At 71.3% G+C, this 25,911-nt stretch carries 22 protein-coding genes; 11 read left to right on the top strand and 11 right to left on the bottom strand.

The genetic code is table 11. The annotated features are described in order from the left end of the window. Window positions 1-1,353 (top strand): class II 3-deoxy-7-phosphoheptulonate synthase, encoded by a 1,353-nt coding sequence (locus tag ACQEVJ_RS17815; RefSeq protein WP_433102306.1) that lies wholly within the window; start codon window positions 1-3, stop codon window positions 1,351-1,353. 112 nt (window positions 1,354-1,465) lie between these two features. Here ACQEVJ_RS17815 and ACQEVJ_RS17810 read toward each other — a convergent pair whose 3' ends face one another. Next, the gene (locus ACQEVJ_RS17810) at window positions 1,466-1,831 is read right to left on the bottom strand and encodes a thioredoxin family protein (protein WP_433102304.1); all 366 of its coding nucleotides are present in this window, start codon (window positions 1,829-1,831) and stop codon (window positions 1,466-1,468) included. Between the two features lie 122 nt (window positions 1,832-1,953). Here ACQEVJ_RS17810 and ctaD point away from each other — a divergent pair, with 122 nt between their 5' ends. Continuing rightward, complete coding sequence (gene ctaD, locus ACQEVJ_RS17805) at window positions 1,954-3,642, top strand: aa3-type cytochrome oxidase subunit I (protein WP_433102302.1); 1,689 nt, start codon at window positions 1,954-1,956, stop codon at window positions 3,640-3,642. Between the two features lie 55 nt (window positions 3,643-3,697). Here ctaD and ACQEVJ_RS17800 read toward each other — a convergent pair whose 3' ends face one another. From ACQEVJ_RS17800 to ACQEVJ_RS17790, 3 genes are all read right to left on the bottom strand, one after another. Beyond that, window positions 3,698-6,163 (bottom strand): ExeM/NucH family extracellular endonuclease, encoded by a 2,466-nt coding sequence (locus ACQEVJ_RS17800; protein WP_433102300.1) that lies wholly within the window; start codon window positions 6,161-6,163, stop codon window positions 3,698-3,700. Window positions 6,164-6,341: 178 nt separating this feature from the next. After that, window positions 6,342-7,211 carry a universal stress protein gene (locus ACQEVJ_RS17795; protein ID WP_433102298.1) on the bottom strand — a complete coding sequence of 290 codons (870 nt, stop codon included), beginning with the start codon at window positions 7,209-7,211 and terminating at the stop codon, window positions 6,342-6,344. An 81-nt stretch (window positions 7,212-7,292) separates the two neighbouring features. Next, entirely contained in the window at window positions 7,293-7,763 is a 471-nt protein-coding gene (locus ACQEVJ_RS17790; RefSeq protein ID WP_433102296.1) for a universal stress protein, read from the bottom strand. 438 nt (window positions 7,764-8,201) lie between these two features. Between ACQEVJ_RS17790 and ACQEVJ_RS17785 the strand changes: the two genes are divergently transcribed. After that, the gene (locus tag ACQEVJ_RS17785) at window positions 8,202-8,918 is read left to right on the top strand and encodes a permease prefix domain 1-containing protein (protein WP_433102294.1); all 717 of its coding nucleotides are present in this window, start codon (window positions 8,202-8,204) and stop codon (window positions 8,916-8,918) included. Here the strand turns inward: ACQEVJ_RS17785 and ACQEVJ_RS17780 are convergent. Next, window positions 8,878-9,201 carry a PadR family transcriptional regulator gene (locus ACQEVJ_RS17780; protein ID WP_433102292.1) on the bottom strand — a complete coding sequence of 108 codons (324 nt, stop codon included), beginning with the start codon at window positions 9,199-9,201 and terminating at the stop codon, window positions 8,878-8,880. The genes ACQEVJ_RS17785 and ACQEVJ_RS17780 overlap by 41 nt on opposite strands. A gap of 94 nt (window positions 9,202-9,295) precedes the next feature. Between ACQEVJ_RS17780 and ACQEVJ_RS17775 the strand changes: the two genes are divergently transcribed. The 8 genes from ACQEVJ_RS17775 to ACQEVJ_RS17740 all read left to right on the top strand — a co-directional run bounded on the left by ACQEVJ_RS17775 (window position 9,296) and on the right by ACQEVJ_RS17740 (window position 18,938). Beyond that, window positions 9,296-10,483 (top strand): cytochrome ubiquinol oxidase subunit I, encoded by a 1,188-nt coding sequence (locus ACQEVJ_RS17775; RefSeq protein ID WP_433102290.1) that lies wholly within the window; start codon window positions 9,296-9,298, stop codon window positions 10,481-10,483. Between the two features lie 13 nt (window positions 10,484-10,496). After that, window positions 10,497-11,243 carry a cytochrome d ubiquinol oxidase subunit II gene (locus ACQEVJ_RS17770; protein ID WP_433102288.1) on the top strand — a complete coding sequence of 249 codons (747 nt, stop codon included), beginning with the start codon at window positions 10,497-10,499 and terminating at the stop codon, window positions 11,241-11,243. Window positions 11,244-11,253: 10 nt separating this feature from the next. Next, window positions 11,254-12,948: a thiol reductant ABC exporter subunit CydD gene (gene cydD, locus ACQEVJ_RS17765; protein WP_433102286.1), complete on the top strand. Its 1,695-nt coding sequence runs from the start codon at window positions 11,254-11,256 to the stop codon at window positions 12,946-12,948. Then, complete coding sequence (cydC, locus tag ACQEVJ_RS17760; RefSeq protein WP_433102284.1) at window positions 12,945-14,675, top strand: thiol reductant ABC exporter subunit CydC; 1,731 nt, start codon at window positions 12,945-12,947, stop codon at window positions 14,673-14,675. The genes cydD and cydC overlap by 4 nt, the downstream gene beginning before the upstream one ends. A gap of 243 nt (window positions 14,676-14,918) precedes the next feature. Continuing rightward, entirely contained in the window at window positions 14,919-16,211 is a 1,293-nt protein-coding gene (locus ACQEVJ_RS17755; RefSeq protein WP_433102281.1) for an extracellular solute-binding protein, read from the top strand. Between the two features lie 83 nt (window positions 16,212-16,294). Continuing rightward, entirely contained in the window at window positions 16,295-17,194 is a 900-nt protein-coding gene (locus tag ACQEVJ_RS17750) for a carbohydrate ABC transporter permease (RefSeq protein ID WP_433102279.1), read from the top strand. Continuing rightward, window positions 17,191-18,021, top strand: a complete 831-nt coding sequence (locus ACQEVJ_RS17745) for a carbohydrate ABC transporter permease (RefSeq protein ID WP_433102277.1) — start codon at window positions 17,191-17,193, stop codon at window positions 18,019-18,021. Before ACQEVJ_RS17750 ends, ACQEVJ_RS17745 begins: the two co-directional genes overlap by 4 nt. Before the next feature lie 11 nt (window positions 18,022-18,032). Further along, the gene (locus ACQEVJ_RS17740; protein WP_433102275.1) at window positions 18,033-18,938 is read left to right on the top strand and encodes a MurR/RpiR family transcriptional regulator; all 906 of its coding nucleotides are present in this window, start codon (window positions 18,033-18,035) and stop codon (window positions 18,936-18,938) included. Between the two features lie 72 nt (window positions 18,939-19,010). On the opposite strand, the gene ACQEVJ_RS17735 is transcribed toward ACQEVJ_RS17740, so the two are convergent. The 6 genes from ACQEVJ_RS17735 to ACQEVJ_RS17710 all read right to left on the bottom strand — a co-directional run bounded on the left by ACQEVJ_RS17735 (window position 19,011) and on the right by ACQEVJ_RS17710 (window position 25,700). Further along, complete coding sequence (locus ACQEVJ_RS17735; RefSeq protein ID WP_433102273.1) at window positions 19,011-20,312, bottom strand: S1C family serine protease; 1,302 nt, start codon at window positions 20,310-20,312, stop codon at window positions 19,011-19,013. 133 nt (window positions 20,313-20,445) lie between these two features. After that, window positions 20,446-21,981 (bottom strand): acyl-CoA synthetase, encoded by a 1,536-nt coding sequence (locus ACQEVJ_RS17730; protein ID WP_433102271.1) that lies wholly within the window; start codon window positions 21,979-21,981, stop codon window positions 20,446-20,448. Between the two features lie 59 nt (window positions 21,982-22,040). Then, a complete protein-coding gene (locus tag ACQEVJ_RS17725) occupies window positions 22,041-23,180 on the bottom strand; it encodes a Fic family protein (RefSeq protein ID WP_433102269.1) in 1,140 nt (379 codons plus the stop codon). A gap of 67 nt (window positions 23,181-23,247) precedes the next feature. Then, window positions 23,248-24,081, bottom strand: coding sequence for a MetQ/NlpA family ABC transporter substrate-binding protein (locus ACQEVJ_RS17720; RefSeq protein WP_433102267.1), 834 nt, complete (start codon window positions 24,079-24,081; stop codon window positions 23,248-23,250). A 21-nt stretch (window positions 24,082-24,102) separates the two neighbouring features. Then, window positions 24,103-24,759, bottom strand: a complete 657-nt coding sequence (locus tag ACQEVJ_RS17715; RefSeq protein WP_433102265.1) for a methionine ABC transporter permease — start codon at window positions 24,757-24,759, stop codon at window positions 24,103-24,105. Continuing rightward, entirely contained in the window at window positions 24,756-25,700 is a 945-nt protein-coding gene (locus ACQEVJ_RS17710) for a methionine ABC transporter ATP-binding protein (protein ID WP_433102263.1), read from the bottom strand. The genes ACQEVJ_RS17715 and ACQEVJ_RS17710 overlap by 4 nt, the downstream gene beginning before the upstream one ends. Window positions 25,701-25,911: the final 211 nt, after the last annotated feature.

Below are 25,911 nucleotides of genomic sequence, written 5' to 3'. Positions count from 1 at the left end.
GTGAGCGCAACGAACCCCGACACCTGGCGTGCCCTGGACACCTGGCGCGACCTGTCTGCGGCCCAGCAGCCGGACTGGCCCGACCGCGGCGAGCTGGACAAGGTCGTCGCGGAGCTGGCGTCCCTGCCCCCGCTGGTGTTCGCCGGCGAGTGCGACCAGCTCAAGGACCGCATGGCCGCCGTGGCCCGCGGGGAGGCGTTCGTCCTGCAGGGCGGCGACTGCGCCGAGACCTTCGCGGGCGCGACGGCCGAGAACGTGCGCAACAAGCTCAAGACGCTGCTGCAGATGGCGATCGTGCTGACCTACGCCGGCCGCGTGCCGGTCGTGAAGATCGGCAGGCTCGCCGGGCAGTTCGCCAAGCCGCGGTCCAAGCCCACGGAGATCCGCGAGGGCGTCGAGCTTCCGGCCTACCGGGGCGACATGGTCAACGGCTTCGACTTCACGGCCGAGGCCCGCCGCCCCGACCCGAACCGGCTGCTGCGCGCCTACCACTCCTCCGCCGTCACGCTGAACCTCGCGCGGGCCTTCACCAAGGGCGGCTACGCCGACCTGCGCCAGGTCCACGCGTGGAACCAGGACTTCGTCGCGGAGTCCCCGGCGGGGCGGCGCTACGAGCAGCTCGCGCGGGAGATCGACCAGGCGCTGGCGTTCATGCGGGCCTGCGGGGCCGACCCCGAGGAGTTCCACACCGTGGAGTTCTACTCCTCCCACGAGGCCCTGATCCTCGACTACGACCGCGCGCTCACCCGGATCGACTCGCGCACCGGCCAGCCGTACGACGTGTCGGGGCACATGGTGTGGATCGGCGAGCGCACGCGGCAGCTCGACGGGGCGCACGTCGAGTTCTTCAGCCGCATCCGCAACCCGATCGGCGTGAAGCTCGGCCCGACGACCACGCCGGAAGAGGCCATCGCGCTGATCGACAAGCTCAACCCGGACAACGAGCCCGGGCGGCTCACCTTCATCGCCCGGATGGGCGCCGGCAAGGTCCGCGACGCGCTGCCGACGCTGGTGGAGAAGGTCAACGCGAGCGGCGCCACCGTGGCCTGGGTGTGCGACCCGATGCACGGCAACACCTTCGAGGCGCCGAGCGGGCACAAGACCCGCCGCCTCGACGACGTGCTGGACGAGGTCGCCGGCTTCTTCGAGGTGCACCACGCGCTCGGCACCCACCCTGGCGGCATCCACATCGAGTTCACCGGCGACGACGTGACCGAGTGCGTGGGCGGCGGGCACGCGATCGTGGAGGAGGACCTGGCGCTGCGGTACGAGACCGCCTGCGACCCGCGACTCAACCGCGGCCAGTCGCTCGACCTCGCCTTCCGCGTCGCGGAGCTGTACCGGTCGAGCTGACCGTCACCGCCTGACTGTGTCGCCTGATTGGGCCATCTGAATCCGCCGTCGCCCTCCGATCACTCGGACGGGGTGACGGCGGTTTCCGTTTCCGGGCGCGGCCCCGGCGACCTCAGCTGTTCTTGGCCTCCGCCTCGATCTGGGCGCGGATGGCGTCCATGTCGAGCCCGCGCAACTGCCTGATCAGGTCCTCCAGCGCCGGCGCGGGAAGGGCGCCCGGCTGGGCGAACACCACAATGCCGTCGCGGATCGCCATGATCGTCGGAATCGCGGTGATCTCGAAGCCCTCCGACAGGGCGGGCTGCGCCTCGGTGTCGACCTTGCCGAAGGTGATGTCCGCGTGCTCCTCGGACGCCTTCTCGAAGATCGGGGCGAAGGAGCGGCAGGGGCCGCACCAGGAGGCCCAGAAATCGAGCAGTACGATGCCGTTGTCGGCGATGTCGTTGAAGTTCTTCTCGGTTACCTCGATGGTCGCCATGGGCGACTCCTTTCGCTCGGTCTTCAGCGGGCATAACCAGCCGGACAATCCCAGCATTCCATTTCGTGATGAGCCTCGTGTGATTGGGCAGGAGACCGTCTTGACGTAGAAGGAGCGGCGGGATGACGACTCATGCCGTACGGCCAACCGACCTGAAGGCCCCGAAGGGCCCGGGCGCCCTGATCGCCTCATGGCTGTCGAGCACGGACCACAAGGTGATCGGCAACCTCTACTTCGTCGCCACGTTCTTCTTCTTCCTGGTCGGCGGCCTGCAGGCGATGGTCATCCGGGCGGAGCTCTTCGAGCCCGGCATGCAGTTCGTCACGTTGCAGCAGTACAACCAGCTGTTCACGATGCACGGCACCATCATGCTGCTGTTCTTCGCGACGCCGTTGTTCGCCGGGTTCGCCAACGCGATCATGCCGCTGCAGATCGGCGCTCCGGACGTGGCGTTCCCGAGGATGAACATGGCGAGCTACTGGCTGTTCCTCTTCGGCGGCCTGATGGTCCTCGGGTCGTACTTCGCGGGCGGGGCGCCGACGTTCGGCTGGACGGCCTACACTCCGCTGGCGCGCGCGGATTTCACCCCGCAGCTCGGCGGGGACCTGTGGGTGATGGGCCTGGCGCTGTCCGGCGTCGGGACGATCCTCGGCTCGGTCAACTTCATCACGACGATCATGTGCATGCGCGCCCCGGGCATGACGATGTTCCGGATGCCGATCTTCACGTGGAACGTGTTCTTCACCTCGATCCTCGTGCTGCTGGCCTTCCCGGTGCTCGCCGCCGCGCTGCTGGCGCTGGAACTCGACCGGAAGGTCGGCACGCACATCTACGACCCGCAGACCGGCGGCCCGCTTCTGTGGCAGCACCTGTTCTGGTTCTTCGGCCATCCGGAGGTCTACATCATCGCGCTGCCGTTCTTCGGCATCGTCACCGAGGTGATCCCGGTCTTCAGCCGCAAGCCGCTGTTCGGGTACGTCGGGATGGTCGGCGCGACGATCGCGATCACCGCGCTGTCGGTCACCGTGTGGGCGCACCACATGTTCGCCACCGGGAACGTGCTGCTGCCGTTCTTCTCGCTGATGACGTTCCTGATCGCCGTGCCCACGGGGGTGAAGTTCTTCAACTGGACCGGCACGATGTGGCGGGGCCATCTCACCTTCGAGACGCCGATGCTGTGGGCCGTGGGCTTCCTCGTGACGTTCCTGCTCGGTGGTCTGACCGGGGTGATCCTGGCGTCGCCGCCGCTGGACTTCCACGTGACCGACACCTACTTCGTGGTCGCCCACTTCCACTACGTGGTGTTCGGCACGGTGGTCTTCGCGATGTTCTCCGGCTTCTACTTCTGGTGGCCGAAGCTGACCGGGCGGATGCTGAACGAGCCGCTCGGGAAGATCCACTTCTGGATGCTGTTCATCGGGTTCCACATGACGTTCCTCATCCAGCACTGGCTCGGCGCGCAGGGCATGCCACGGCGCTACGGCGACTACTCGGCCAGTGACGGCTTCACGTGGATGCACCAGGTGTCGAGCATCGGCGCGTTCCTGCTCGGGCTGTCCACCCTGCCGTTCCTCTACAACGTCTGGTGGGCCGCGCGGCACGGGGAGAAGGTGACGGTGAACGACCCGTGGGGGCACTCCAACTCGCTGGAGTGGACGACGTCCTGCCCGCCGCCGCGCCACAACTTCGTGTCGATCCCGCCGATCCGCTCCGAGCGGCCCGCCTTCGACCTGCGCTATCCGCGGCTCGGCGGCAAGCCGGGCGAGCCGCCGGAGACCAAGCGGGACATCTTCGATCCCGACGCGAAATAGGGACGCGAGACGGAAAGGGGCCCCCGTCGCCGGGGGCCCCTTCGCGTGCGGGTCGTCAGCCCTTGCCGCCGGGCAGGTTCAGCCCGATCAGCAGCGGGTCGTGGTCGGAGGAGCGGAACGCGTCGGGCCGGTACAGGCTCGGCGGGTTGTACTCCAGGTTGTAGTCGAGGATGCGCGACTCGTCGGCGTTGACGTGCCAGATGGTCGCCCCGGTCACCCGCTTGACGAGCTGCTTGCCGGCCATCGCGTGGTCGAGCTCGCCCGACAGCCCGTTGAACAGGTAGCTGTAGCGCTGGGCCGCGGGGACGAACCGCTTGGACAGGCTGGTCAGCCCGCCCTTCTCCAGGGTGTCGATCGGGTCCTCCTCGCCGTACGCGTTGAGGTCGCCGATCACCAGCGGGTTCGGCAGGTCCATCGAGTCGATGAGGCCGAGCACGGCCTTGGCCTGCCGCACGCGCTCGGCGTTGTAGCAGCTCTGCCCGTCGCCCTGGTCGGTGTCGCCGCCGGTGGCCTCCTCGTCACAGCCCTTGGACTTGAAGTGGTTGACGAGCAGCGTGAACGGCTGCCCGCCGCCCACCCGGCGGAAGGTCTGGATCAGCGGCGGCCGCCGGAAGACGGGGTCGGTGGACGACCGCGTCTCCCCGACGGGCGTCAGCTTCGCCGGCTTGTAGATCGCGGCGACGTGGATGAGGTCGGTGCCCGGGTAGGGGTGGGTCAGGGCGGCGTACGTTCCCGCGCCCACCTCGGCGTTCAGGGCGTCGACCAGCGCGTTCAGAGCGGTCTGACCGTTGTTCTCGACCTCCATGAGCCCGACGACGTCGGCGTTGAGGCCCTTGAGCGTAGCGACGATCTTCTTGAGCTGCCGCTGCTGCTCCTCCGCGGTGTCGGCGCCGCGCGAGTCGAGCGTCGTGAACCAGTTGAGCGTGTTGAGGCTCGCCACCCGGACGTTCCCGCCGACCGGCAGAGGCGCCGGCAGCCTGGGGTTGGTCCGCAGGAAGGTGATCTGCTTGGTCGGCTCCAGCCGGTAGGCCCCGAAGCCGTAGGTCAGCACTCCGGTGATCCCGACCGCGGTGTCGCCCAGCCGGACGACCTCCGGCGTCGTGTACGGGATGGTGGCCGGGTTCTCGGTGTTCGAGCCGTCGTCGATCAGCAGCGACCTGCGGGCGTCCAGCGCGGCGTTCACGCCGTCCCGGTCGGTCGGCTGGAAGAGCCTGCCGCCGGCGGCGACCGTCACCTCGCCGAACCGGCCGAGGTTGTAGTGGTCGGTCACGGTCAGCGGCTCGGGGAAGGTCACGAGCATGTTCTCGTACGGCTCGAAGGTCGCACCGTCGGCCCGCGGCAGGTCGTAGACCTTCGGCGTGATCGTCCCGGTGCCGCACACGTCCACCGCCGTGACCGGGGACAGCTCGGTGAGCCCGTTGAACTCGGTGACCCGGCCGGTGACGAGCACCCGGTCACCCACCTTGACGTCCTTGAACGACGCCCGGGCGAACGCGAACAGGCCGTCGGAGGTGGCCGGGTCGGCGTCCGGCGTCGGGTCCTGGAAGTAGAACCCGCTCTGCTGGCTGGTCTCCTGGAAGTCGCCGGTCACGATTCCCTCGACCCGGACGGTCTGCCCCACGAGCGGGGAGGCGGCGCCGCTGCCCTGGACCTCGGCGATCTGCCGGTTCGCCGGCACGTCGCACGGGTCCGTGCTGGGCGTGGGCGACGGCGTCGGCGAGGCGGAGGGCGACACCGAGGGGGAGGCGGACGGCGAGGCGCTCGGCGAGGCGGACGGCGACGGGGAGGCGGCGCCGCAGGGAGCCGGGGGCGTCGCCGTGTTGCGCGGCGACGGCGTGCCCGCGGCGAAGTCGGCGGCGTTGTCGTCGGTGTCCGCGCAGCCGCCGCCGGCGCGCACCGCGGCGGTGGTGTTGCTCAGGCCCGGGGCCGCCGCCGAGCCCTCGAAGTAGTTGGCCGTGCCGTACCCGACGAGGTCGGCGATCTGCGCGGTCTGCTCGGGAGTGCAGGGCGAGGAGCCGCCGTTGCAGGCCAGGCCCGTGGTCGAGCGGACCAGGGCGACCTTGCCGGCCGTGGCGCTCAGGCTGAGATTGCCGACGGTGTCGGCGGACGGCAGCGTACCGCTCGGCGTCGATCCGGCGGAAAGCTGGACGAGGTGATACTGACCGGGGGTGAGCGAGCCCGACAGGTCCTGCTTCTGGGAGCCGAACTGGCCGGTCCCGGTGGCACTCGTGTACTGGAGGGACCAGCCGTCCAGCGAGATCGTGGCGGTGCCGCGGTTGAACAGTTCGACGTAGTCGTTGGTGTAGGGGGCGCCGGAGTTGCCGCCGCCTCCGTACACCTGGCTGATCACCACGGCGCCCGGCTCGGCCGAGGCGGGCGCCGGCGACGCGACCGTGACGCCGGCGGTCAGGAGACCGGCGGCCGCGAGCGCGGCGACCGCGCGAGCGCCGCGTCTCGCGCCCCGTCTCATGTCGCGGCCACCGGGGTGGTCATCGGGAAAGGCCCGGGATAGAGCACGCATGTCCCGGACTTTAGGGGTAGACCACCGCGACACCAGGACCAATAAGTGTCTTTAACACAAACTTGTATGAATTTGCCGATTGCCTGACGCCGCAAACGTACGCCTGCTGCCCTTGCGCGTCGCGGTTCGGGATGGATCGGTCTTATCCGGATCGGTCTTATCCGGATGGGTCCCCCGGTCAGCAGTGGACGACGACCACCGGACAGGTGACCGCGTCGATCAGCGGCCGGGTGACCGACCCGAGCCTGCCGAGCACCCCCCGGGCGCGGGTCGCGCCGACGACCAGCATGGTCGCGCCGGGTGAGGCGTCGGCCAGCACGTCGAGCACGGGCCCATCGACGGGCTGGAGCAGGGTGTGCACGTCCGGGTACCGCGCGCGCCAGGGCTTCACGGTGGATTCCAGCGCCTCGACGGCCTCCCTGCCGGGGACGTCCGACATCACCATGGGCGCCATGCCCGCGCTCCAGGCGGCGGCCGGGTAGCGCCAGGCGTGCACCGCGATCAGCGGCAACCCGCGCAGGGCGGCCTCGCGGTAGGCGAAGGCGAGGACGTGGTCGTCGCCGCCGCCGACGCCCACGACGACGGGGCCGGGGTGCCTGCGATGCGGCAGCGATCCCGTGCCGCGGACCACGATCACCGGGCAGAGGGCGTGCGTCGCGACGTGCCCCGCGACCGAGCCCATCACGCGGCGGGCCGCGCCGCTCAGGCCGCGCGATCCCACGACGACGAGGTCGGCCGCCTCCGACAGCGCGACGAGCCGGTCGGAGGCCGGCCCCTCGAACAGGTCCTCCCGCACGCGGACACCGCTCGTGCACTGCCGGGCGCACTCGGCGCCGTGCCACAGCACGTGCTCGGCCGCGTGGTGCAGCGACTTGCGCGACTCCTCGTCGCCGGCGCCGTAGGGCGACTGCCAGGCGTGGCAGACGGTGATGGGCGAGTCCCGGAACTCGGCCTCGTCCATCGCCCAGTCGAGCGCCTGCATGGCGAAATCGGAGCCGTCGTACCCGACGACGATGCCAGGGCCGCCGGCCGGGCTGTTCGGGTCCATGCCCTCATGCTCCGCCGGGGCCGTACGGTTCGGCAGGGCGGAAAGTCCCGAGACCGGGAGGACATCCGGCCCCTGGCGGATTCAGAACCGGCTGCCGGCGAGCACCCCGGGACGGCGGTCGTGCTCCATGCCCGGCAGCACGACGACGACCGGGCACCTGGCCCGCAGCAGACAGGCGGAGACCACCGGGTTGAGCACGGGGTAGGGCTCGGACTCGGCCTCGTGAGCGCCCAGCACCAGCAGGTCCGCGCCCTCGGTCGCGCGCAGCAGGACCTGGGCCGGCGGACCCTCGACGACGACCGGCTCGACGTGACGCTCGCCGAGTTCGGCGACGGCCTGGGCGGCGACGTCGAGAGCGGTCTTGTGCTCGTCCTCCCGTGAGGTGCGGCTCGCGATCGGCGCGTAGTGGGCGTGCAGCCCGCCCGTCCACTCCCAGGCGTACACCGCCTCGACCCGCGCGCCGCGCAGCGAACCCTCGGCGGCGGCCCACCGCAGTGCGGCCTGCGACGCCATCGACCCGTTGATGCCCACCACGATCTTCGGCTGGTTCACGTTCCGCCTCGCTCTCCGCTCTCAGTCTCGCCGACCAGGGTTAACAGGGTGTTGCCGCGGCGAAACGGTCAGAAGACACCGCCCATGAGCATCCCTGTACCCAGAAAGACCGGCCGTCCCTCCCGTCGCAAAAGGGACAGGGCCATGTTTTGGGGGCCGGGCCTCCCTGAGGACAGGGTATCTGCGAACCGGAGCGGTCCCGCTCCCCCGCTTTGCCGATCCGGAGGCGCCCGCTGACTGTCTCGTTGCCCGCTTCACAGCCTCAAGAACACCGCACGACGGCCCGCGGCGACAGTGCCGTACGGCTCGGGCCACCGGGACCTTCGGCACCGCATCCCCGCGGGCCCTTCAGTCCGATCCCTCGGCCCCAGGTCAGGGATCACCCTGATGCGCCCCGGGCGTCCCGGCCCTACGCTTGCGGCAGACCGGGGAGGGACGATGGGGAACGCGGGTCCGATCGACGAGTACGTCGTGTCAATGCGCCATGCGCTGCGGGGCCCGGGCGGCGCCAGGCGCGACCTGCTGGCCGAGGCGCGCGACAGCCTGCTGGACGCCGCCGAGGCGTACGAGTGCGAGGGTCTCCCCCGGGCCGAGGCCGAGCGGCTGGCGGTCGCCGACTTCGGGACCGTGCCCGAGGTCGCGCCGGGCTTCCAGGAGGAACTGGCGGTGAGCCAGGGCCGCCGCACGGCCGCGCTGCTGTTCCTCAGCGTGCCGCTCACCGCCCTTTCGTGGAGCGTGATCTGGCGGGTCTTCCCCGGGACGCCGTCCATGGCGGTGGCCAAGCCGGAGTGGTACGGCCTGCTCTCCAGGACCGTCGACGGGATCCAGCTCGCGACGGGGGTGGCGGGCGGCCTCGCGCTGCTCGCGCTCGGCCGCGGGCTGCGGCGGATGCGCCGGCCCGCGCTGGTCACCCGGTGGCTCGGCCTGCTGGTGTGGCTGCAGATGCCGATCATGGCGGTGATGTGCGTGGGCCTCACGGTGGGCGCGCAGGGCCCGGCCGGCTTCTCCGGCTACATCCCCGGGCTGGTGGTCTCGTCGATCACCTATGCCCTGGCCGCGTGGTGGCTCCACAGCGCGGCCCACTGCCTGCTCTACACCCTCGGGGCCCCCGCGCTCAGCGCAGTGGATCGAGAACGCTCCCTATCGCGGTCGTGAACGACCGCCAGGCCGATCGCTCCCCCGCCAGCGCCTTGCGCCCGGTGTCGGTGAGGCGGTAGGTCCGCCGTCTGCGCCCCCCGTCGGAGGCCCACTCGCCGGCGAGCAGCCCGGCCCGCTCCAGCCTGCGCAGTGCGGGGTAGACCGTGCCCGTCGGCACGTCGAGCTCGCCGCCGCTGCGCTCGCGCAGCGCCTCGATGATCGCGTAGCCGTGCAGCGGCTCGCGCTCCAGCACGGAGAGCAGCAGGGCGTCCATATGGCCCCGGAGCGCGTCGGCGTTCACGCCCGCAGCCTATCCCGGTTCTTCACGCGTCCAGTCTATATGTAGGCTGTCTACATGTAGGCAGTCTACGCATCAGACGCCAAGGAGAGACCTCATGGACGTCGTCGGCCTCGCCCGGCTGCAGTTCGCCGTGACCGGGAGCCTCCACTTCCTGTTCGTCGTGCTCACGCTCGGACTGGCCCCGCTGGTGGCGATCATGCACACCCGGTACGCCATCGGCGGGAATCCCCTGTACGAGCGGATGACCCGCTTCTGGGGACAGATCTACGTGATCAACTATGCGCTCGGCATCGTCACCGGGCTCGTGATGGAGTTCCAGTTCGGGCTGAGCTGGAGCGGACTTTCGCACTACGCGGGCGACGTGTTCGGCGCGCCGCTGGCCATGGAGACGCTGCTGGCCTTCTTCCTGGAGTCCACGTTCCTGGGCCTGTGGATCTTCGGCTGGCACCGGCTGCCGCGCGGGCTCCACGTGGCCTGCATCTGGCTGGTGACGCTGACGGCGTACGCCTCGGCGCTGTTCATCATGGTCGCCAACTCCTTCCTGCAGAACCCGGCGGGCTCCGCCGAGGAGGGCGGGCGGCTCGTGTTGCGCGACTTCGGCGCGCTGTTCACCAACCCGACCCTCGTCTTCGCGCTCCCCCACGTGCTGAGCGCCGGGCTGTGGACCGGCGGGTTCGTCGTGATGGGCGCCAGCGCCTACCACCTGTTCCGGCGCACCCCGGAGCGGGAGTTCTTCACCCGCTCCCTGCGCATCGGCGTGTTGGCCGCCCTCATCGGGTCGCTGCTCACGGTCGGGTTCGGCTACGCCCAGTTCGGGCCGGTCAGCGACGTCCAGCCGGACAAGTTCCACGGGACGGCCCCCGGCATCGCACTCGGACTGATGATCTTTATCGGGCAGCTCGTCCAGTTCGCGGTGATGTTCGTGCTGGCGCCCCTGCTCATCCGCGACCTGCTGGCCCGCTGGCGCTGGCTGCACCCGCTCCTCATGCTCATGACCCCGTTGCCGTTCGTCGCGGCGATCGCCGGCTGGATCGTCCGCGAGATGGGCCGCCAGCCATGGCTGGTGTACGGCAAGCTCTCCGTGGCCGACGCCCTCACCCCCGGGCTGACCCGGGCGGACATCACCGCCTCCTTCGCGGGTTTCGCGGGCGTGCTCGGGCTGCTCGCCCTCGTCGACTACGTCCTCATCGCCCGTGCCGTACGGCGCGGCCCGGGACAGGTCGCGCTCGGCGCCGCGGACCTTCCCGCCACCGCCGAGCCCGTCCCCGCCCACTCTCTGTAGAGGACGCGCCCCAATGGACATCTTCTGGCTCCTGACGTTCACCGTCCTGCTGGCCGGCTACTTCGCCCTGGAGGGCTTCGACATCGGGCTCGGCGTGCTGCTGCCCGTGCTGGGCCGCTCCCCCGCCGCCCGGGACCGCCTCGTCGGCGCGATGGCGCCGTTCGTGCTCGCCAACGAGGTGTGGCTGGTCGCGCTCGCCGGCGTGCTGTTCGGCGCGTTCCCCGTGCTGGAGGGCGAGACGCTGAGCCGCCTGTATCCCCTCGTCGTCGTCCTGCTGCTGGCGTGGATCGTGCGCGACGCGGGGCTGTGGTTCCGCCGCAGGGCCGACGGCGCCGCCTGGCGGCTGGTGTGGGACGGCGCCCTGTGGGCCGGTTCTGCGGGGCTGGCGCTCGCCTGGGGCGCGATCCTGGTGGCCGTCGTGCGCGGCCTGCCCGCCTCGCCCCTCGACGCGCCGGGCATCGCGGGAGGTGTGGCACTGCTCGCGCTGCTCGGCTGGCACGGCCGCACCTTCGCGGCCTGGCGTCTGCAGGACGGCCCGCGCGCCGGCGGGCGGGCGCTGCTGCTGTCGGCCTGCGCCGCCGCCGCGCCCGCGGTCCTCGTCATGGCGGCCGCGGCCGCCCACATGCTCGGCAACGCCGCCCCGGATCAGACACTGACTGTGCTCAGTGTCATGGTGGTCCCGGTCGCCCCGATCCTCGTGGGCGCGCAAGTATGGGTGTGGCGCACCTTCTCGAGGGGCGCGCTGCCGACGTTCTTCTGATTGGGGACCGTTGCACAAGGATCTCCTCCGGCTGGCCCGTGCGGAGCGGGGCGTCCGCATCCATCTCGCCTGCTGCCTCGCGGCGGCGACGGTGGCCGGGCTGCTCGTGCTCGTGCAGGCGGAGCTGCTGGCCGGGGTGCTCTCCGGCCGGTTCGCGGTCGCCATGTTGTTCCCCCTGGCGCTCGTCGTCGCCTCGCGCGGGCTGCTCGGATGGGCGCAGGGCGTGCTCGCGGGCCGCGCGGCCACCGCGCTGAAGTCGGCCCTGCGGCGGCTGCTCCTCGGCCGGGTGGAGAATCTCGGGCCGGCGTACCGGTCGGGTGAGGTGGTGACGCTCGCCGGCCGGGGTCTGGACGCGCTCGACCCCTACCTGACGGGTTACCTGCCGGCGGTCGCCGTGGCCGGGATCGTGCCGCTCGCGGTCGTGGTCCGGCTCTTCGTGGCCGACCTGGCCACCGCCGTGATCGTGGTGCTCACGCTGCCGCTGATCCCGATCTTCGGGGCACTGGTCGGGTGGACCACCAAGACCGTGACCGAACGGCAGTGGCGCGCGCTGGCCCGCCTCGGCGGCCACTTCCTCGACGTCGTGCGCGGCCTGCCCACGCTGCGGGCCTTCGGCCGGGCCCGCTACCAGGCGTCGGTGATCCGCGAGGTGGCCGAGGCCCACCGCGCCGCGACGATGCGCACGCTGCGGGTGGCGTTCCTGTCGTCGCTGGTGCTCGAACTCGTGGCATCGCTGTCGCTGGCGCTGGTGGCGGTGCCCGTGGGGCTGCGGCTGCTGTCGGGCTCGCTCGACCTGCGTACGGCGCTGCTCGTGCTGCTGCTGGCCCCGGAGGCGTACCTGCCGCTGCGCGCGATGGGCACGCGCTTCCACGCCGCGATGGAAGGCGTCGCCGCCGCCGACGAGGCGTTCGCGGTCGTCAATCCGCCGCAGAAGGCCGGGCAGGAGAGCACGCGGGAGACGGGGAAGGCGAGGAGCGAGGGGCGTGCCGCGCCGATCGGCGGGCCGGCGCCGCCGGAGATCCGGCTGGAGGACGTCACCGTGCGCTACCCGGGCCGCGAGGAGACCGCGCTCGACCGCGTCTCTCTGGTCATCGAGCCGGGCGAGCGGGTGGCGATCGTGGGCCCGAGCGGCGCGGGGAAGAGCACGCTGCTGCACCTGCTGCTCGGGTTCGTGACCCCGTCCGAGGGGCGGGTGCTGGCGGACGGCACGGATCTGGCCGACCTCGACCTCGACCTCGACGAGTGGCGGCGGCGGCTCGCCTTTGTGCCGCAGCGCCCGCACCTGTTCGCGACGTCGGTGGCCGACAACATCGCGCTCGGCTGCGCCGCCGGACCCGACGAGATCAGGGCCGCCGCCGAGGCGGCGCAGGTGGCCGAGTTCGCCGGGGCCCTGCCGCAGGGGTACGACACCCAGCTCGGCGAGCGCGGCGCGAACCTGTCGGCGGGCCAGCGTCAGCGGGTCGCCCTGGCCAGGGCCTTCTGCCGCCCCGCCGCCCAGGTGCTGCTGCTCGACGAGCCCACGGCGCGGCTCGACGGCAGGAGCGAGGCGGCGATCGTGGCGGCCACGCGCAGGCTCGCCGAGGGGCGCACCGCGATCATCGTCGCGCACCGCCCGGCGATGATCGACCTGGCCGACCGGGTCGTCCGCCTCGACGGCGGCGCCCTCGTCCCCCCGGTGCCGGTTCAGGGCGGGGAGGCCCGATGAACCGCGCGGAGACGACCACGGTGGCCTCACCGCTGTCGGTGGTCACCGGCACCGGCATGGGCCGGCGGCTCGTGCTCGCCGCGCTCGCCGGGGCGGCGGCCGACCTCGCGGGGGTCGCGCTCATCGCGTCGGCCGCGTGGCTGATCACGCGGGCCGCCGAGCAGCCGCCCCTGGCGGCGCTGTCGGTCGCGATCGTCGCCGTGCGGGCGTTCGCCACCACCCGCGGCGTGTTCCGGTACGGCGAGCGCCTGGCCGGGCACGACGTCGCGCTGCGCGCCCAGGCGGGCACCCGCGAGCGTCTCTACCGGGCGCTGATCCCGGCCGGGCCGCTGCCGCAGCGCGGGGCCGACCTGCTCAGCCGCATGGTGGACGACACCGACGCCGCGCAGGACCTGCTCGTCCGCTGCCTGCTGCCGGCCGCCGCCGCGCTGATCACCGGCGGCGCCGCCGTCGTCATCGCGGGCTTCCTGCTGCCCGCCGCCGCGTTCGTGCTCGCCGCCGGCCTGCTCGTCGCCGGGGTGCTGCTGCCCGCGGGCACGGCCGCCGCCGCGCGGCGCTGGTCGGCGCGGATCGCCCCGGCCCGCGCCGACCTGGCCGCCCGGGTGGCCGACCTGGTCCACGGCGCGGCCGACCTCGCGGCGTACGGCGCGCGTGACCGGGCGCTGTCGGCGGCGATGGACGCCGACGGGCGGCTGTCCCGGCTGGAGCGGGGGCAGGCCCGGATCAACGCCGTCGCGCTCGGCGTCGGCATGCTGACGCAGGGGCTGACCGTCGTCGCCGTGGTCCTGGCGGCCCAGGCCGCCGGTCTCGGCCGGGTCGCGACCGCCGTGGCCGCCCTGACCTCGCTGGTCGCCTTCGAGCCCGCGCTGCCGCTGGCGGCGGCGGGCGAGCGGTTCGCGGGGGTGGTCGCGGCGCTGCGCAGGCTCAGGGAGATCGCCGCCACTCCCCCGGCGGTGCACGAGCCCGCGGACCCGGCGCCCGAGCCCGAGCCGCCGCTGACGGTCGAGGTCGACGACCTCGTGGTGCGCCACGGCGAGCGCGAGCCCGCGCTGAACGGCGTGAGCCTGACGCTGACGCCGGGCCGCCGGGTCGCGGTGGTCGGCCCGAGCGGCGCGGGGAAGAGCACCCTGCTGTCGGCGCTGATGCGGATCGTGGAGATCGAGTCCGGTGCGATCCGGCTCAACGGGATGGACGTGCGGCGCCTGTCCTCGGACGACGTGCGGGCGCTCATCACGGGCCTCACCCAGGACCCGTACGTCTTCCAGACCACGGTCAGGGACAACCTGCGCCTGGCCGGGCCGCAGGCGTCCGCCGAGGACATAGAGGCGGCCGTGCGGCGGGCCCGCCTCGACGCCTGGACCGAGCGCACCGGCTGGGACACGATGCTCGGCGAGGACGGCCGCACGGTCTCCGGCGGCCAGCTCCAGCGGCTCGCGCTGGCCCGGGCCCTGCTGTACGACCCGCCGGTGCTGCTGCTGGACGAGCCGGCCGAGGCCCTGGACGAGGAGACGGCCGACCTGCTGATGGCCGACCTGCTGGACGCCACCCGGGGCCGCACGACGCTGCTGGTCACCCACCGGCTGCGCGGCCTGGAGCAGGTCGACGAGATCGTCGTGCTGGAGGGCGGCAGGGTCACCCAGCGCGGCGCGCACGCCGACCTCGTCACCGTGCCGGGCTACTACCGCGATCTGTGGGAGTCGGAGGCGCTCACGCGCCACCGCGGCTGATCCGTCACCCTGCCACCTGTTCTCCCCACCACCTGGTCGCCCCACCACCTGTTCGGCGCGCGTCTCGAAACGATCTCCGCCCCCGATACCGTCGCGCGTGAAATCTTCCGTGAACAAGGCATTGCGGATCTAGTCAAATGTAAGTAATTTTCAGACAACCCGATGACCTTGCATGGCATTTACCTACATGCGAGAGGTCCGCGCGGCGCTTGCCGAACTGGCTACGAGCCGAAAGGAAGTCTGATGAGGAGAAGGTGGATCGCGGGGGCGCTCGGGGTGCTCGCGGTGGCGCTGGCGGCGTGCGCGCCCGGGGGCGGCGCATCCGAGCAGGGCGACAAGGCGGGCACGGACAAGGTCACGCTGAGTCTGTGGTCGTGGCGGGTGGAGGACGTCAAGGCCTACGAGAAGATCCTCGCCAAGTTCGAGGAGTCGCACCCGAAGATCCATGTCGAGTTCAAGCCGTTCCAGGCCACCGAGTACAACAACATCCTGGCCACGGGCCTGTCCGGCACCGCCGGGCCCGACGTCGCCCAGCTGCGGGCGTACGGCGGGCTCCAGCCGCTGGTCGAGGCGGGCCAGCTGGTGCCGCTCGACGGCAAGGTGGATGCGCTGTCCGGCTTCGACACCAAGCTGCTCGAAGGCGCCAAGGGCCACAGGGACGGCAAGATCTACGGCGTGCCGTTCGCGTACCAGACGCTCCAGGTGCTCTACAACAAGAAGCTGTTCGGCGACAACGGTATCCAGCCCCCCGCCACCTGGGACGACATGATCGCGGCGGCCGGGAAGCTGAAGGCTGCCGGGATCACGCCCTTCGCCGTCGCGGCCGGGCCCGACGCCACCTGGACACTGCCGATCGTCCACGAGATCTTCGGTAACGCCCGTTACGGCAGCACGAAGTTCCGGGACGCGCTGCTGAGCGGCGAGAAGAAGTTCACCGACCCCGACTTCACGGCCTCGATCAAGCTGATCAAGGATCTGGAGCCGTACTTCCCCAAGGACGTGGTGGCCGTCAAGATCCCCGACGTCCAGGCGCTGTTCGCCACCGGGAAGGCCGCGATGTACCCGACGGGCAGCTTCGACCTGGCGCCCGTGCTCGCGGTCAACCCGAGCCTGGAGGTCGGCGCCTTCCAGGTGCCGCCACCGCCCGGCTCCCCGGTGACCACGCCCGTCACGCCGGGCTGGGCCGACGGCTCGTTCGGCGTCAACGCCAAGTCGGCCCACCAGGCCGAGGCGCTCGAACTGGTCAAGTGGATGGCGACGCCGGAGTTCGGGCAGCTCTACGCGAGCGAGCTGAAGCAGCTGTCCGCGGTCCCCGGGGTCACGCCGTCGGACCCGCTGCTGGCCGAGATGGCGAAGAACTACGCCGCCAACGGCGCCCCCTACACGCTGCTCGTCGACTTCCGGTACGGCCAGCCGAACGGCGACGCGGTCTTCCGGGACGAGGTGCAGAAGATGCTGGTGGGCCAGACCGATCCCAAGGCGGTCGCCGAGAGCGTGCAGAAGGGCGTCGGGCAGTGGTTCAAGCCGGGGAACTGAGCGCGCCCCGACGCTCTCCCGAGCGACCTCCCGGGCGCTCTCCCGGACGTCGCGCGGCACGCACCGGCGCCGGTCGCCGGTACGTGCCGCGGTGGCGGGTGCTGGCCGTCTTCCTGCTGCCCGCGCTCCTGCTCTATTCGGTCTTCATCGTCTATCCGCTGGTCACCGCGCTCGAGTACAGCTTCTTCGAGTGGCGCGGGATCCGGCAGACGGGGTTCGCCGGGCTCGGCAACTACCGGGACCTGTTCAGCGTCTACCCGTACGACCAGCAGCTGTGGCAGGCGTTCGCGCACAACGCGCTGTTCTTCGCCGGGACCATGCTGATCCAGAACACGGTCGGGCTGCTGTTCGCCCTCCTGCTGTTCCGATACCGCCGCGGCAAGCGGTTCCTGCAGGCCGCGTTCACCACTCCATACCTGGTGGACCCGCTGGTCGTCGGCTACCTGTGGAGCCTGCTGCTCAACCCGACGTTCGGCCCGGTCAATTCGCTGCTCGAGGCGGCCGGGCTGGACTCGTGGGCGTTGCCCTGGCTGGGCGACACGCGTACGGCGCTGCCGGTCGTCATTCTGGTCAACGCGTGGCAGTGGGTGGGCTTCCCCATGCTGCTGTTCTCCGCCGCGCTCGCCGGAATCCCGGCCGAGTATCACGAGGCGGCCCGGGTCGACGGGGCCTCGGCCTGGCAGGCGTTCCGGAGGGTGACGCTGCCGCTGCTCACCCCGGCGATCGGCGTGGTGAGCGTGCTGACGTTCATCGGCAACTTCAACGCCTTCGGGCTGGTCTACGCGATGGCCGGGTCGACCGGGTCCCCCGCGCACTCGACCGACGTGCTCGGTCTGCTGTTCTACCGGGTCGCGTTCGTGGAGGGCGGCGTGGAGGCGATCGGGCGGTCGTCGGCGCTGGCCGTGCTGATGTTCGTGTTCATCTTCGGGGTGTCGCTGCTGGCCACCTCGTACTTCCGCCGCCGCGAGAGGATGCTGGTGTGACGGCCAGGCGCCGCACTCCGGGGCGGGTCGCCGTCCACCTGCTGCTGTGGGGGTACGCGGTCGTCGCGCTGCTCCCGCTGGTCGTCATGCTGCTCAACTCGCTACGGCCGACGAGCGAGATCTTCACCGCGCCGCTGGGGCTGCCCACGTCCCCCACGCTGCGCAGTTACGGCCGGGTGTGGACGGAGGCGTCGTTCAGCACGTACTTCCTGAACTCACTGATCGTCACCTGCGGCGCGGTGCTGCTCGGCACGGCGGTCTCCGCGCTGGCGGCCTATCCGCTGGCCCGCTACGACTTCTTCGGCAGCCGGCTGCTCGGGGCGTACTTCCTGGCGGGGCTGATGCTGCCGATCCGGCTGGGCCTGGTGCCGATCTTCTACCTCATGGACTCCATGGGCCTGATCGACTCGCTGCTCGGGCTCACGCTGCTGTACGCCGCGTCCGGGGTGCCGTTCTGCATGTTCGTGCTGTCGGCGTTCTACCGTTCCCTGCCCGGCGAGCTGGACGAGGCGGCCCGGCTCGACGGGGCCGGCGAATTCCGGATCTTCGGGCAGATCATGCTGCCGTTGGTGCGGCCCGCGCTGGCGTCGGTGATGCTGTTCCAGTTCGTGCCGCTGTGGCATGAGTTCCTCTACCCGCTGGTGCTGCTGCGCTCCGACGAGAAGTTCACGATCCCGCGCGGGCTGTCGCAGTTCTTCGGCGAGTACACGACCGACTGGTCGGCGCTGTTCGCCGGGCTCGTCCTCGCCACGGCACCGCTCTTCGTGCTGTTCGTCCTGGCGACCAAGCAGATCATCGCCGGGTTGACCGCCGGCATGAGCAAGTAGAGGCAGGGCGCGTGAGCACCGGCGACGACCACTCGAGCGGCACCCTGGCCTCGAACGGGATTCTCGTGCGGCTGCGTGGGGCGATCCGGTCTCTGCGGCCCGCGGAGCAACGGGTCGCGCGCGCGGTGCTGGCCGACCCCCAGGCGGTCGCGGACCGGCCGATCGGGGCGCTCGCCCGCGAGTGCGGCACCTCGGAGGCCACGGTGCTGCGCTTCTGCCGGGCCATCGGGCTGCGCGGCTACCCCGAGCTGCGGATCGCGCTCGCCCGCGAGGCGACGCTGGAGGCCTCGCGTGCCGGGGACGCCCGCCCGCTCGACGGCGACATCAGCGCCGACGACCCGCTGGAGGAGATCGTCGCCAAGATCGGCTACAGCGACTCCCGCGCGGTCGCGGAGACCGCCGAGCACCTCGACGTCGCCGCCCTGGAGCGCGCGGTCGACGCGATCGTCGAGGCCCGCCGCGTGGATCTCTACGGCGCCGGGGCGAGCGGCTTCGTCGCGGCCGATCTGCACCAGAAGCTGCACCGGATCGGCCTGATGGCGTTCGCCTGGCAGGACCTGCACAGCGCCCTCACGTCGGCCGCGCTGCTTCGCAGGGGCGACGTCGCGATCGGCATCTCGCACACCGGCACCACCGTCGACGTCCTGGACGCGCTGCGGCTCGCCGCCGACCGGGGGGCGACCACGATCGCGATCACGAACTTCGCCCCCTCTCCGATCACGGAGCTGGGCGACATCGTGCTGAAGACCGCGGCCCGCGAGACCCCGTTCCGCTTCGGCGCGATGGGCAGCAGGATCGCCCAGCTCACCGTCATCGACTGCCTCTCCGTCGGGGTGGCCGCCCGGCGCACGTACGACGAGACCCTCACCGCCCTGGAGGACACCTACCGCGCGATCAGCAGCCGCCGGCGCAAGTAGGCGCCTGCCCGGAGAAAAACGATCGCCGGCGGGCCGTCCCCCCAGAGGCCCGCCGGCGACGATCGTGGCCCGTCAGCTCGTGGACGACTGCTCCGCGAGCGCGGCGGTGATGGTGTTCTCCTTGCCGTCACGGGTGTAGGTGACGGTCACCTTGTCGCCGGGGCGGGAGCTGCGGATGGTGCCGACCAGCGCCTCCGCGCTGTCCACCAGCTTGTCGTTGATCTTGGTGATCAGGTCGCCCTCCTTGAGGCCGACCTTCTCCGCCGGACTGCCGGCCGTGATCGAGCTGACCACCGCGCCGGACGCGCCGCCGACCGCGTCGGCCACACTCACGCCGAAGAAGGCGTGGGTCGCCTTGCCCGTCTTGATGAGCTGCTCGGAGACGAGCTTCGCGGTGTTGATGGGGATCGCGAAGCCGACGCCGATGTTGCCGGAGCTGGAGCCCGAGGTGGCGATCGCCGTGTTGACACCGACGACCTGCCCGGAGGAGTTGACCAGCGCGCCGCCGGAGTTGCCGGGGTTGATCGCGGCGTCAGTCTGGATCATGCCGCCGATCGTGGTGCCCTGGCTCTGCGGCTGCTGCTGCTGTCCCATGCCCCAGGGGAACTGCTGCTGCTGCTCTTCGGGGGCCTCGGTCAGCGTGCGGTCGAGGGCGCTCACGATGCCGGAGGTGACCGATCCCTCCAGGCCGAGCGGGCTGCCGATCGCGAGGACCGCGTCGCCGACCTGAAGCTTGTCGCTGTCGCCGAGGGAGGCGGGGGTCAGGCCGGACACGCCCTGCGCCTGGATGACCGCGAGGTCCGTGGTGGGGTCGGTGCCCTTGACGACGGCGTTGGCGGTCTTGCCGTCGCTGAACTTCACGGTGACCGTGCCGCCGCCCCCGCCGCCGATGCTCACCACGTGGTTGTTCGTCAGGATCAGTCCGTCGGCCGACAGGATGACACCGGACCCCTCGCCGCCGGCCGTGGCGGTCTTCACCTCGATGGACACGACCGACGGCATGATCGCCTTGGCCACCGCGGCGATCGTGGTGGTCGAGGAGTTGGAGACCCCCTTGACCACCGGGCTCGCGATCACCGTCTGCCCGCCGTTCACGCTGTTCGCGACGAGGGCCCCGGTGACCCCGCCGCCCAGCGCCACGGCCACGAGGGCGAGGCCCGCGCCCGCCTTCTGGCGGGCGGTCAGCGTGCCCTTCCGCGCCGAAGGCGGCGGAAACTGCGCCGTGTCATAAGACCCGCTCCCGTAGGCGCCGTACGACTGGTACGCCCCGGTGTACTGCCCGTGCTGCGGCGGAGTGCTTCCAAACTGGCTCCAGCCGTGACCGGGGAGTATCTGGGTGTTCTCGTCGCCGGGAACGTGCTCAGGTGAGCTCATCGCCATCCCCCTCAATGGATTCGCCGGTGATCCGGCTCTCCGCCGGTACACGTAATACGATGACGCATCGGCGATAAGGTCACGCTAAGCGATCAGCGGTGGGGATCCCCGAGCGCCCTACGCGTACTTTATGTCAGCTCGTCCGGGGCCAGTACTCGTCCCTGAGCAGGCGCTTGTACAGCTTGCCGGTGGGGTGGCGGGGCAGCTCGTCCCGGAAGTCGACCGATTTCGGGCACTTGTAGTGGGCCAGGCGTTCCCGGCAGTAGGCGATCAGCTCGGCCTCCAGGGCGGGACCGGCGCCGGCCGGGTCCGCCGGCTGCACGACGGCCTTGACCTGCTCGCCCATCTCGGGGTCCGGCACCCCGAAGACGGCCACGTCGGCCACCTTGGGATGCATCGCCAGCACGTTCTCGGCCTCCTGCGGGTAGATGTTCACCCCGCCCGAAATGATCATGTACGAGCGCCGGTCGGTGAGGTAGAGGAAGCCGTCCTCGTCCAGATAGCCGATGTCCCCCAGCGTGGTCCAGCCGCGGCCCTTGGGGTCCTGGACCGACGCGGTCTTCTCGGGGTCGCCGTGATACTCGAACTTCGGCCCGTCGGAGAAGTAGACCGTGCCGTGCTCACCGGGCGGCAGCTCGTTGCCGTCCTCGTCGCAGACGTGGGTGATCCCGAGCAGCGGCCGGCCCACCGTGCCCTTGTGGGCCAGCCAGTCCTCCGGCCCGGCGTACAGGAAGCAGTTGCCCTCCGTGCCCGCGTAGTACTCGTGGATGATCGGCCCCCACCACTCCAACATCCGCTCCTTGACCTCGACGGGGCAGGGCGCGGCGGCGTGGATGGCGCAGCGCAGCGACGACAGGTCGTAGCGCTCGCGCACCTCCTCGGGCAGCTTGAGCATCTTGACGAACATCGTCGGGACCCACTGCGCGTGGGTGACCCGGTGCCGCTCGACGAGCGCCAGCGCCTCCTCGGGGTCGAACCTGTCCATCACCACGACGGTCGCGCCGAGGCGCTGGAAGGACATGCTGTACCGCAGCGGCGCGGCGTGGTAGAGCGGCGCCGGCGACAGGTACACGCTGTCGGCCGAGGGCGCGAACAGGAACTGGATGAGCTGCACCAGGACCCCGGGAACCTCCAGCGGCGCCCGGCTGAGCGGCGGCTTGACCCCCTTGGGGCGTCCCGTGGTGCCCGACGAGTAGAGCATGTCGGCGCCCTGGCACTCGTCGTCGACCGGCGTCGCCGGCTGCCCCGCCACGGCCTCCTCGTACGAGGCGAAGCCCGGCGCGACGCCGTCGACCATGAGCCGCAGCTCGACTCCGGGCGTGGCCTCGGCGACGGCGCTCGCGACGCCGGCGAGCTTCGCCGAGGAGATGAAGACCCGCGCGCCGCAGTTGTCCACGATGTACGACAGCTCGCCGGCCTGGAGGCGGGAGCTGATCGGGGTGTAGTACAGGCCCGAGCGGTGCGCGGCCCACGCGATCACGAGGAAGAGCGGATGGTTCTCCATCATGAAGGCGATGTGGTCGCCCGGCCGCAGGCCCGCGGCCCGCAGCAGGTGGGCCAGGCGGTTGGATTCCTCGTCGAGCTCACGAAAGGTGATCACGCGGCCGGAGCCCGCCATGATCACCGCCGGTTTGTCCGGCGTCACCGCCGCGATCGCCCCAGGGTGCATAACCGAACGTTACTCGGTTTGCTTTCCGCGCGGTAGGCGCGAATTCCCGATGCCCCCGCTCAGCCCTCCAGCGTGCGGTAGGGATCGCGCAGCGGCCTGGCCCGCTCGGCGAACGCCGCCTTGATCTCCGTCATCTTCGGCCCCGGCGCGTAGAAGCGGCCCTTCGTCTCGCCGTACGGCTGGAGCCACCCCGTGGCCGCCAGCTCGCGCAGGTCGCGGGCGGCCTGGCCCTGGCTCAGCCCCTCGTCGGCCTGGTACATCCCCCGGCGCAGCCGCCGGGAGACGAACACCTGGTAGAGCGCCGAGACCGTGCGCGGGTGCAGGCCCTGCGCCCCGGTCCGCTCCTCCAGCAGCATCCACACCTCGCCCGCCTCCGCGAGCCGGCGTCCCACCCGCTGCGCCTGCATGTGATGGCAGCGCAGTACGAACCGCACCCACGAGAGGGTGTCCTCATGCGGGGTCCACTGGCCGTTCTGCACCATCCGGAGCGCTCGGTAGTACTCGAGAGTGGTCTCCCCGATGCCGAGCCACTCCTCGATGGAGGAGAACTCCGGCGTGGTGATCTGGTCGCGACCGAGCACGAGCGTCTGCAGGGCCCGCGACATGCGCCCGTTCCCGTCTCGCCATGGGTGGATCGCCACCAGGTTGAAGTGCGCCATGGCGGCGCGCACGTAGCTGGGCGCGTCGAGGTCGCCCTCGTTGAGCCACTCGGCCAGCTCCGCCAGCAGGCCGGGGACCTGCTCGTGATCCGGGCCCTCGTAGACCACCTCACCGGTGGCGGAGTTGCGGACGTAGATCCCACCGGGCCGCACCGCGCCCGGCGTCTTGTCCGCGTGGTGGCCGATCATCATGAAGTTGAGCGCGTGCAGCAGGCCCACGTCGTAGCGGAAGGACTCTGCCCGCGACAGGGCGCCGATGTAGGTGAGCGCCTGCCGGTAGCCGGCGATCTCCCGGGCCACGGCCGCCGGCGTCTCCAAGGGGTCCTCACCGGACATGATCGACTCGATGTCCTCGACGCTGGCGCGGTAGCCCTCGATGGAGTTCGACCCCTGGATCGCCCGCGCCTGCAACTGCCGCCGCAGCAGACCGTCCCAGCGGTGGGCCTCCGCCAGCCGGTATTTCAGGTCCCGCCGCATCTCCTCGATCTCGGCGAGCACCTTCTCGTCCGCGGCCTCCAGTGCCGGCGTGCCGTACAACATGGGGCCATGACAGCATGGACGAATCATCCGGTCAAGCGACCGGATGATTCGTCCACTTATGTGCGCGTCAGGAGGCGGGGATGACCGAGCCCTTGAACGTGTCCTCGATGTACTTCTTCACCTCGGGGCCGGTGAGCAGCCCGATCAGGGTCTTCACCCGCGGGTCGCTCTCGTGCCCCTGGGCGACCACCAGGCCGTTGGCGTACGGGTTGCCCTCGGCCTTCTCCAGCACCAGCGAGTCGGAGGACGGGTTGAGGTTCGCCTCCAGGGCGTAGTTGCCGTTGATCACGGCGGCGTCCACGTCGTCGAGCGAGCGCGGGAGCTGCGCGGCCTCCAGCGGACGGAAGGTCAGGTCCTTCGGGTTGCCGGTCACGTCGCGCTCGGTCGCGGCGGTGCCCACCCCGTCCTTGAGCGTGACCACGCCGTTGTCGGCGAGCAGCTTGAGCGCCCGGCCGAGGTTGGTCGCGTCGTTGGGCACCGCGACCGTGCCGCCCTGCGGCAGGGAGGCGAGGTCCTTGACCTTCTTGGAGTACAGGCCGAGCGGCTCCAGGTGCACCGGGGCGACGAAGCTCAGCTTCGTGCCCTTGGAGGCGTTGAAGTCGTCCAGGTAGGGCTTGTGCTGGAAGTAGTTGGCGTCGAGCTGGCCGTCCTGGAGCTGCAGGTTGGGCTGCACATAGTCACTGAACTCGACGATCTCCAGCTTCAGGCCCTTCGCGGCGGCCAGGTTGTCGGCCACGTACTTCATGATCTGCGCGTGCGGCACCGGGCTCACGCCGACCTTGAGCGGGGCGTCCGCCGCCGCCGTTCCGGAGGCGGTCGACGTGTCCGAAGACGAGGACCCGCAGGCGGACAACACGAGCGCGACCACGGCGGCGATGACGAGGCCGAGCGTTCTACGCATGGGACAAAACTCCTTTATGGGTTAACGGTGAGAAAGACGACGCGCGACGGCGTCGCCCAGGGTCTGCGCGAGCTGCACCACGACGACCAGGACGACCACGGTGACGACCATGAGCGTGGTCTCGAACCGCTGGTATCCGTAGCGGACGGCGAGGTCGCCGAGCCCGCCGCCGCCGATCACCCCGGCCATCGCCGAGTAGGAGATGAGCGTGACCACGGTGACGGTCAGCCCGGCGACCAGGCCGGGCAGCGCTTCGGGCAGCAGGACGCGCGTCACGATCGTCACGCGGCCCGCCCCCATCGCCTCGGCCGCCTGCACGACGTCGCGGCCGACCTCGCGCAGCGCCGTCTCGACCAGCCGGGCGAAGAAGGGCACCGCGCCGATCGTCAGCGGGACCACCGCGGCGGCGGTCCCGATCGTGGTGCCGGTGAGCACACGGGTCACCGGGATGACCGCGATCATGAGGACGATGAAGGGCAGCGACCGCCCCACGTTGACGACCAGGCCGAGCACGCGCCGCACCGCGGGTGCGGGGAACAGCCCGCCCCGGTCCGTCCCGGCCAGACAGACGCCGAGCGGCAGCCCGAACAGCACGGTGAACAACGTGGACCAGCCCACCATCACGGCGGTCTGCCCGGTGGCCTCCCACAACAGGGGGCTCATCTCCGACCAGGTCATGCGTCCTCCTCCACCAGCAGGCCGCGCTCGCGCAGGTCGGCGAGGGCGGCGGCCGTACCGGCCCCGGTGATCCGCAGCCGCAGCCGGCCCGCCGGGACCCCCGCGACCTGTTCCACCGCGCCTCCGGCGATGGCGACGTCCACGTCGTGCGTACGCGCGAGACGCGACAGCAGGGTCTCGTCCGCGGCCAGGGCGACCGTCACGGTGCCGGGCTCGGCGGGCGGCAGCGGGAACAGCTCGGCCGCCAGGCGCGACCCGGGCGTGGCGAGCAGGTCGGGGATCGGGCCCGCCTCGGCGATCCGCCCGTCACTCATGATCGCCGCCGAGTCGCAGACGGCCTTGATGACGTCCATCTCGTGGGTGATGAGCAGGATGGTCAGCCCCAGCTCCCGGTTGAGCCGCCGCAGCAGCGCCAGGATCGACTGGGTCGTGGCGGGGTCGAGCGCGGAGGTGGCCTCGTCCGACAGCAGCACCGACGGCTCGGCGGCGAGCGCCCGCGCGATGCCGACCCGCTGCTTCTGGCCGCCGGACAGCTGCGCGGGGTAGGCCCCGGCGCGGTCGGCCAGGCCCACGAGATCGAGCATCTCCGCGACGCGCCGGGCCCGCGCGGCCCGGCCGACGCCCATGACCTCCAGCGGGAAGGCGACGTTGCCCGCCACCGTGCGCGACGACAGCAGCGCGAAGTGCTGGTGGATCATGCCGATGCGCTGGCGGGCACGGCGCAGGTCGGCCGCGCCGAGGGCGGTCAGCTCGCGCCCGTCGACGGTCACCACGCCCTCGTCGGGACGTTCGAGCAGGTTGACACAGCGCAGCAGGGTGCTCTTGCCGGCGCCGCTGCGCCCGAGCACGCCGAAGACCTCGCCCTTGCCGACGTGGAGGTCGACGCCGTCGAGCGCGACGACGTCGCCGTAGGCCTTGCGCAGGCCGGAAACCGTGATCACTTGCTGTCCTTCGAAGACGTCTGGGCCGACTCCGTGTTTCGCCTCGCGGGAAACACGGCTAGCGCGTGCCGGGCGGGAAGGGCAGATGCGTGATCCGGCGCAGGATCAGATCGGGCAGTGGGGAGAGCGTCATCAGGAAGTGCCTTCGTGAGGGTGCGGACAGATGGCTCAGACCGCGGGACACCCTCGCTCGGGCGGGTTCACCAGGTTC

Source organism: Microbispora sp. CA-102843 (assembly GCF_050936215.1).
Taxonomy (GTDB): domain Bacteria; phylum Actinomycetota; class Actinomycetes; order Streptosporangiales; family Streptosporangiaceae; genus Microbispora.
The sequence above is the reverse complement of the archived record's forward strand: the minus strand, read 5'-3'. Positions and strand labels throughout refer to the sequence as shown.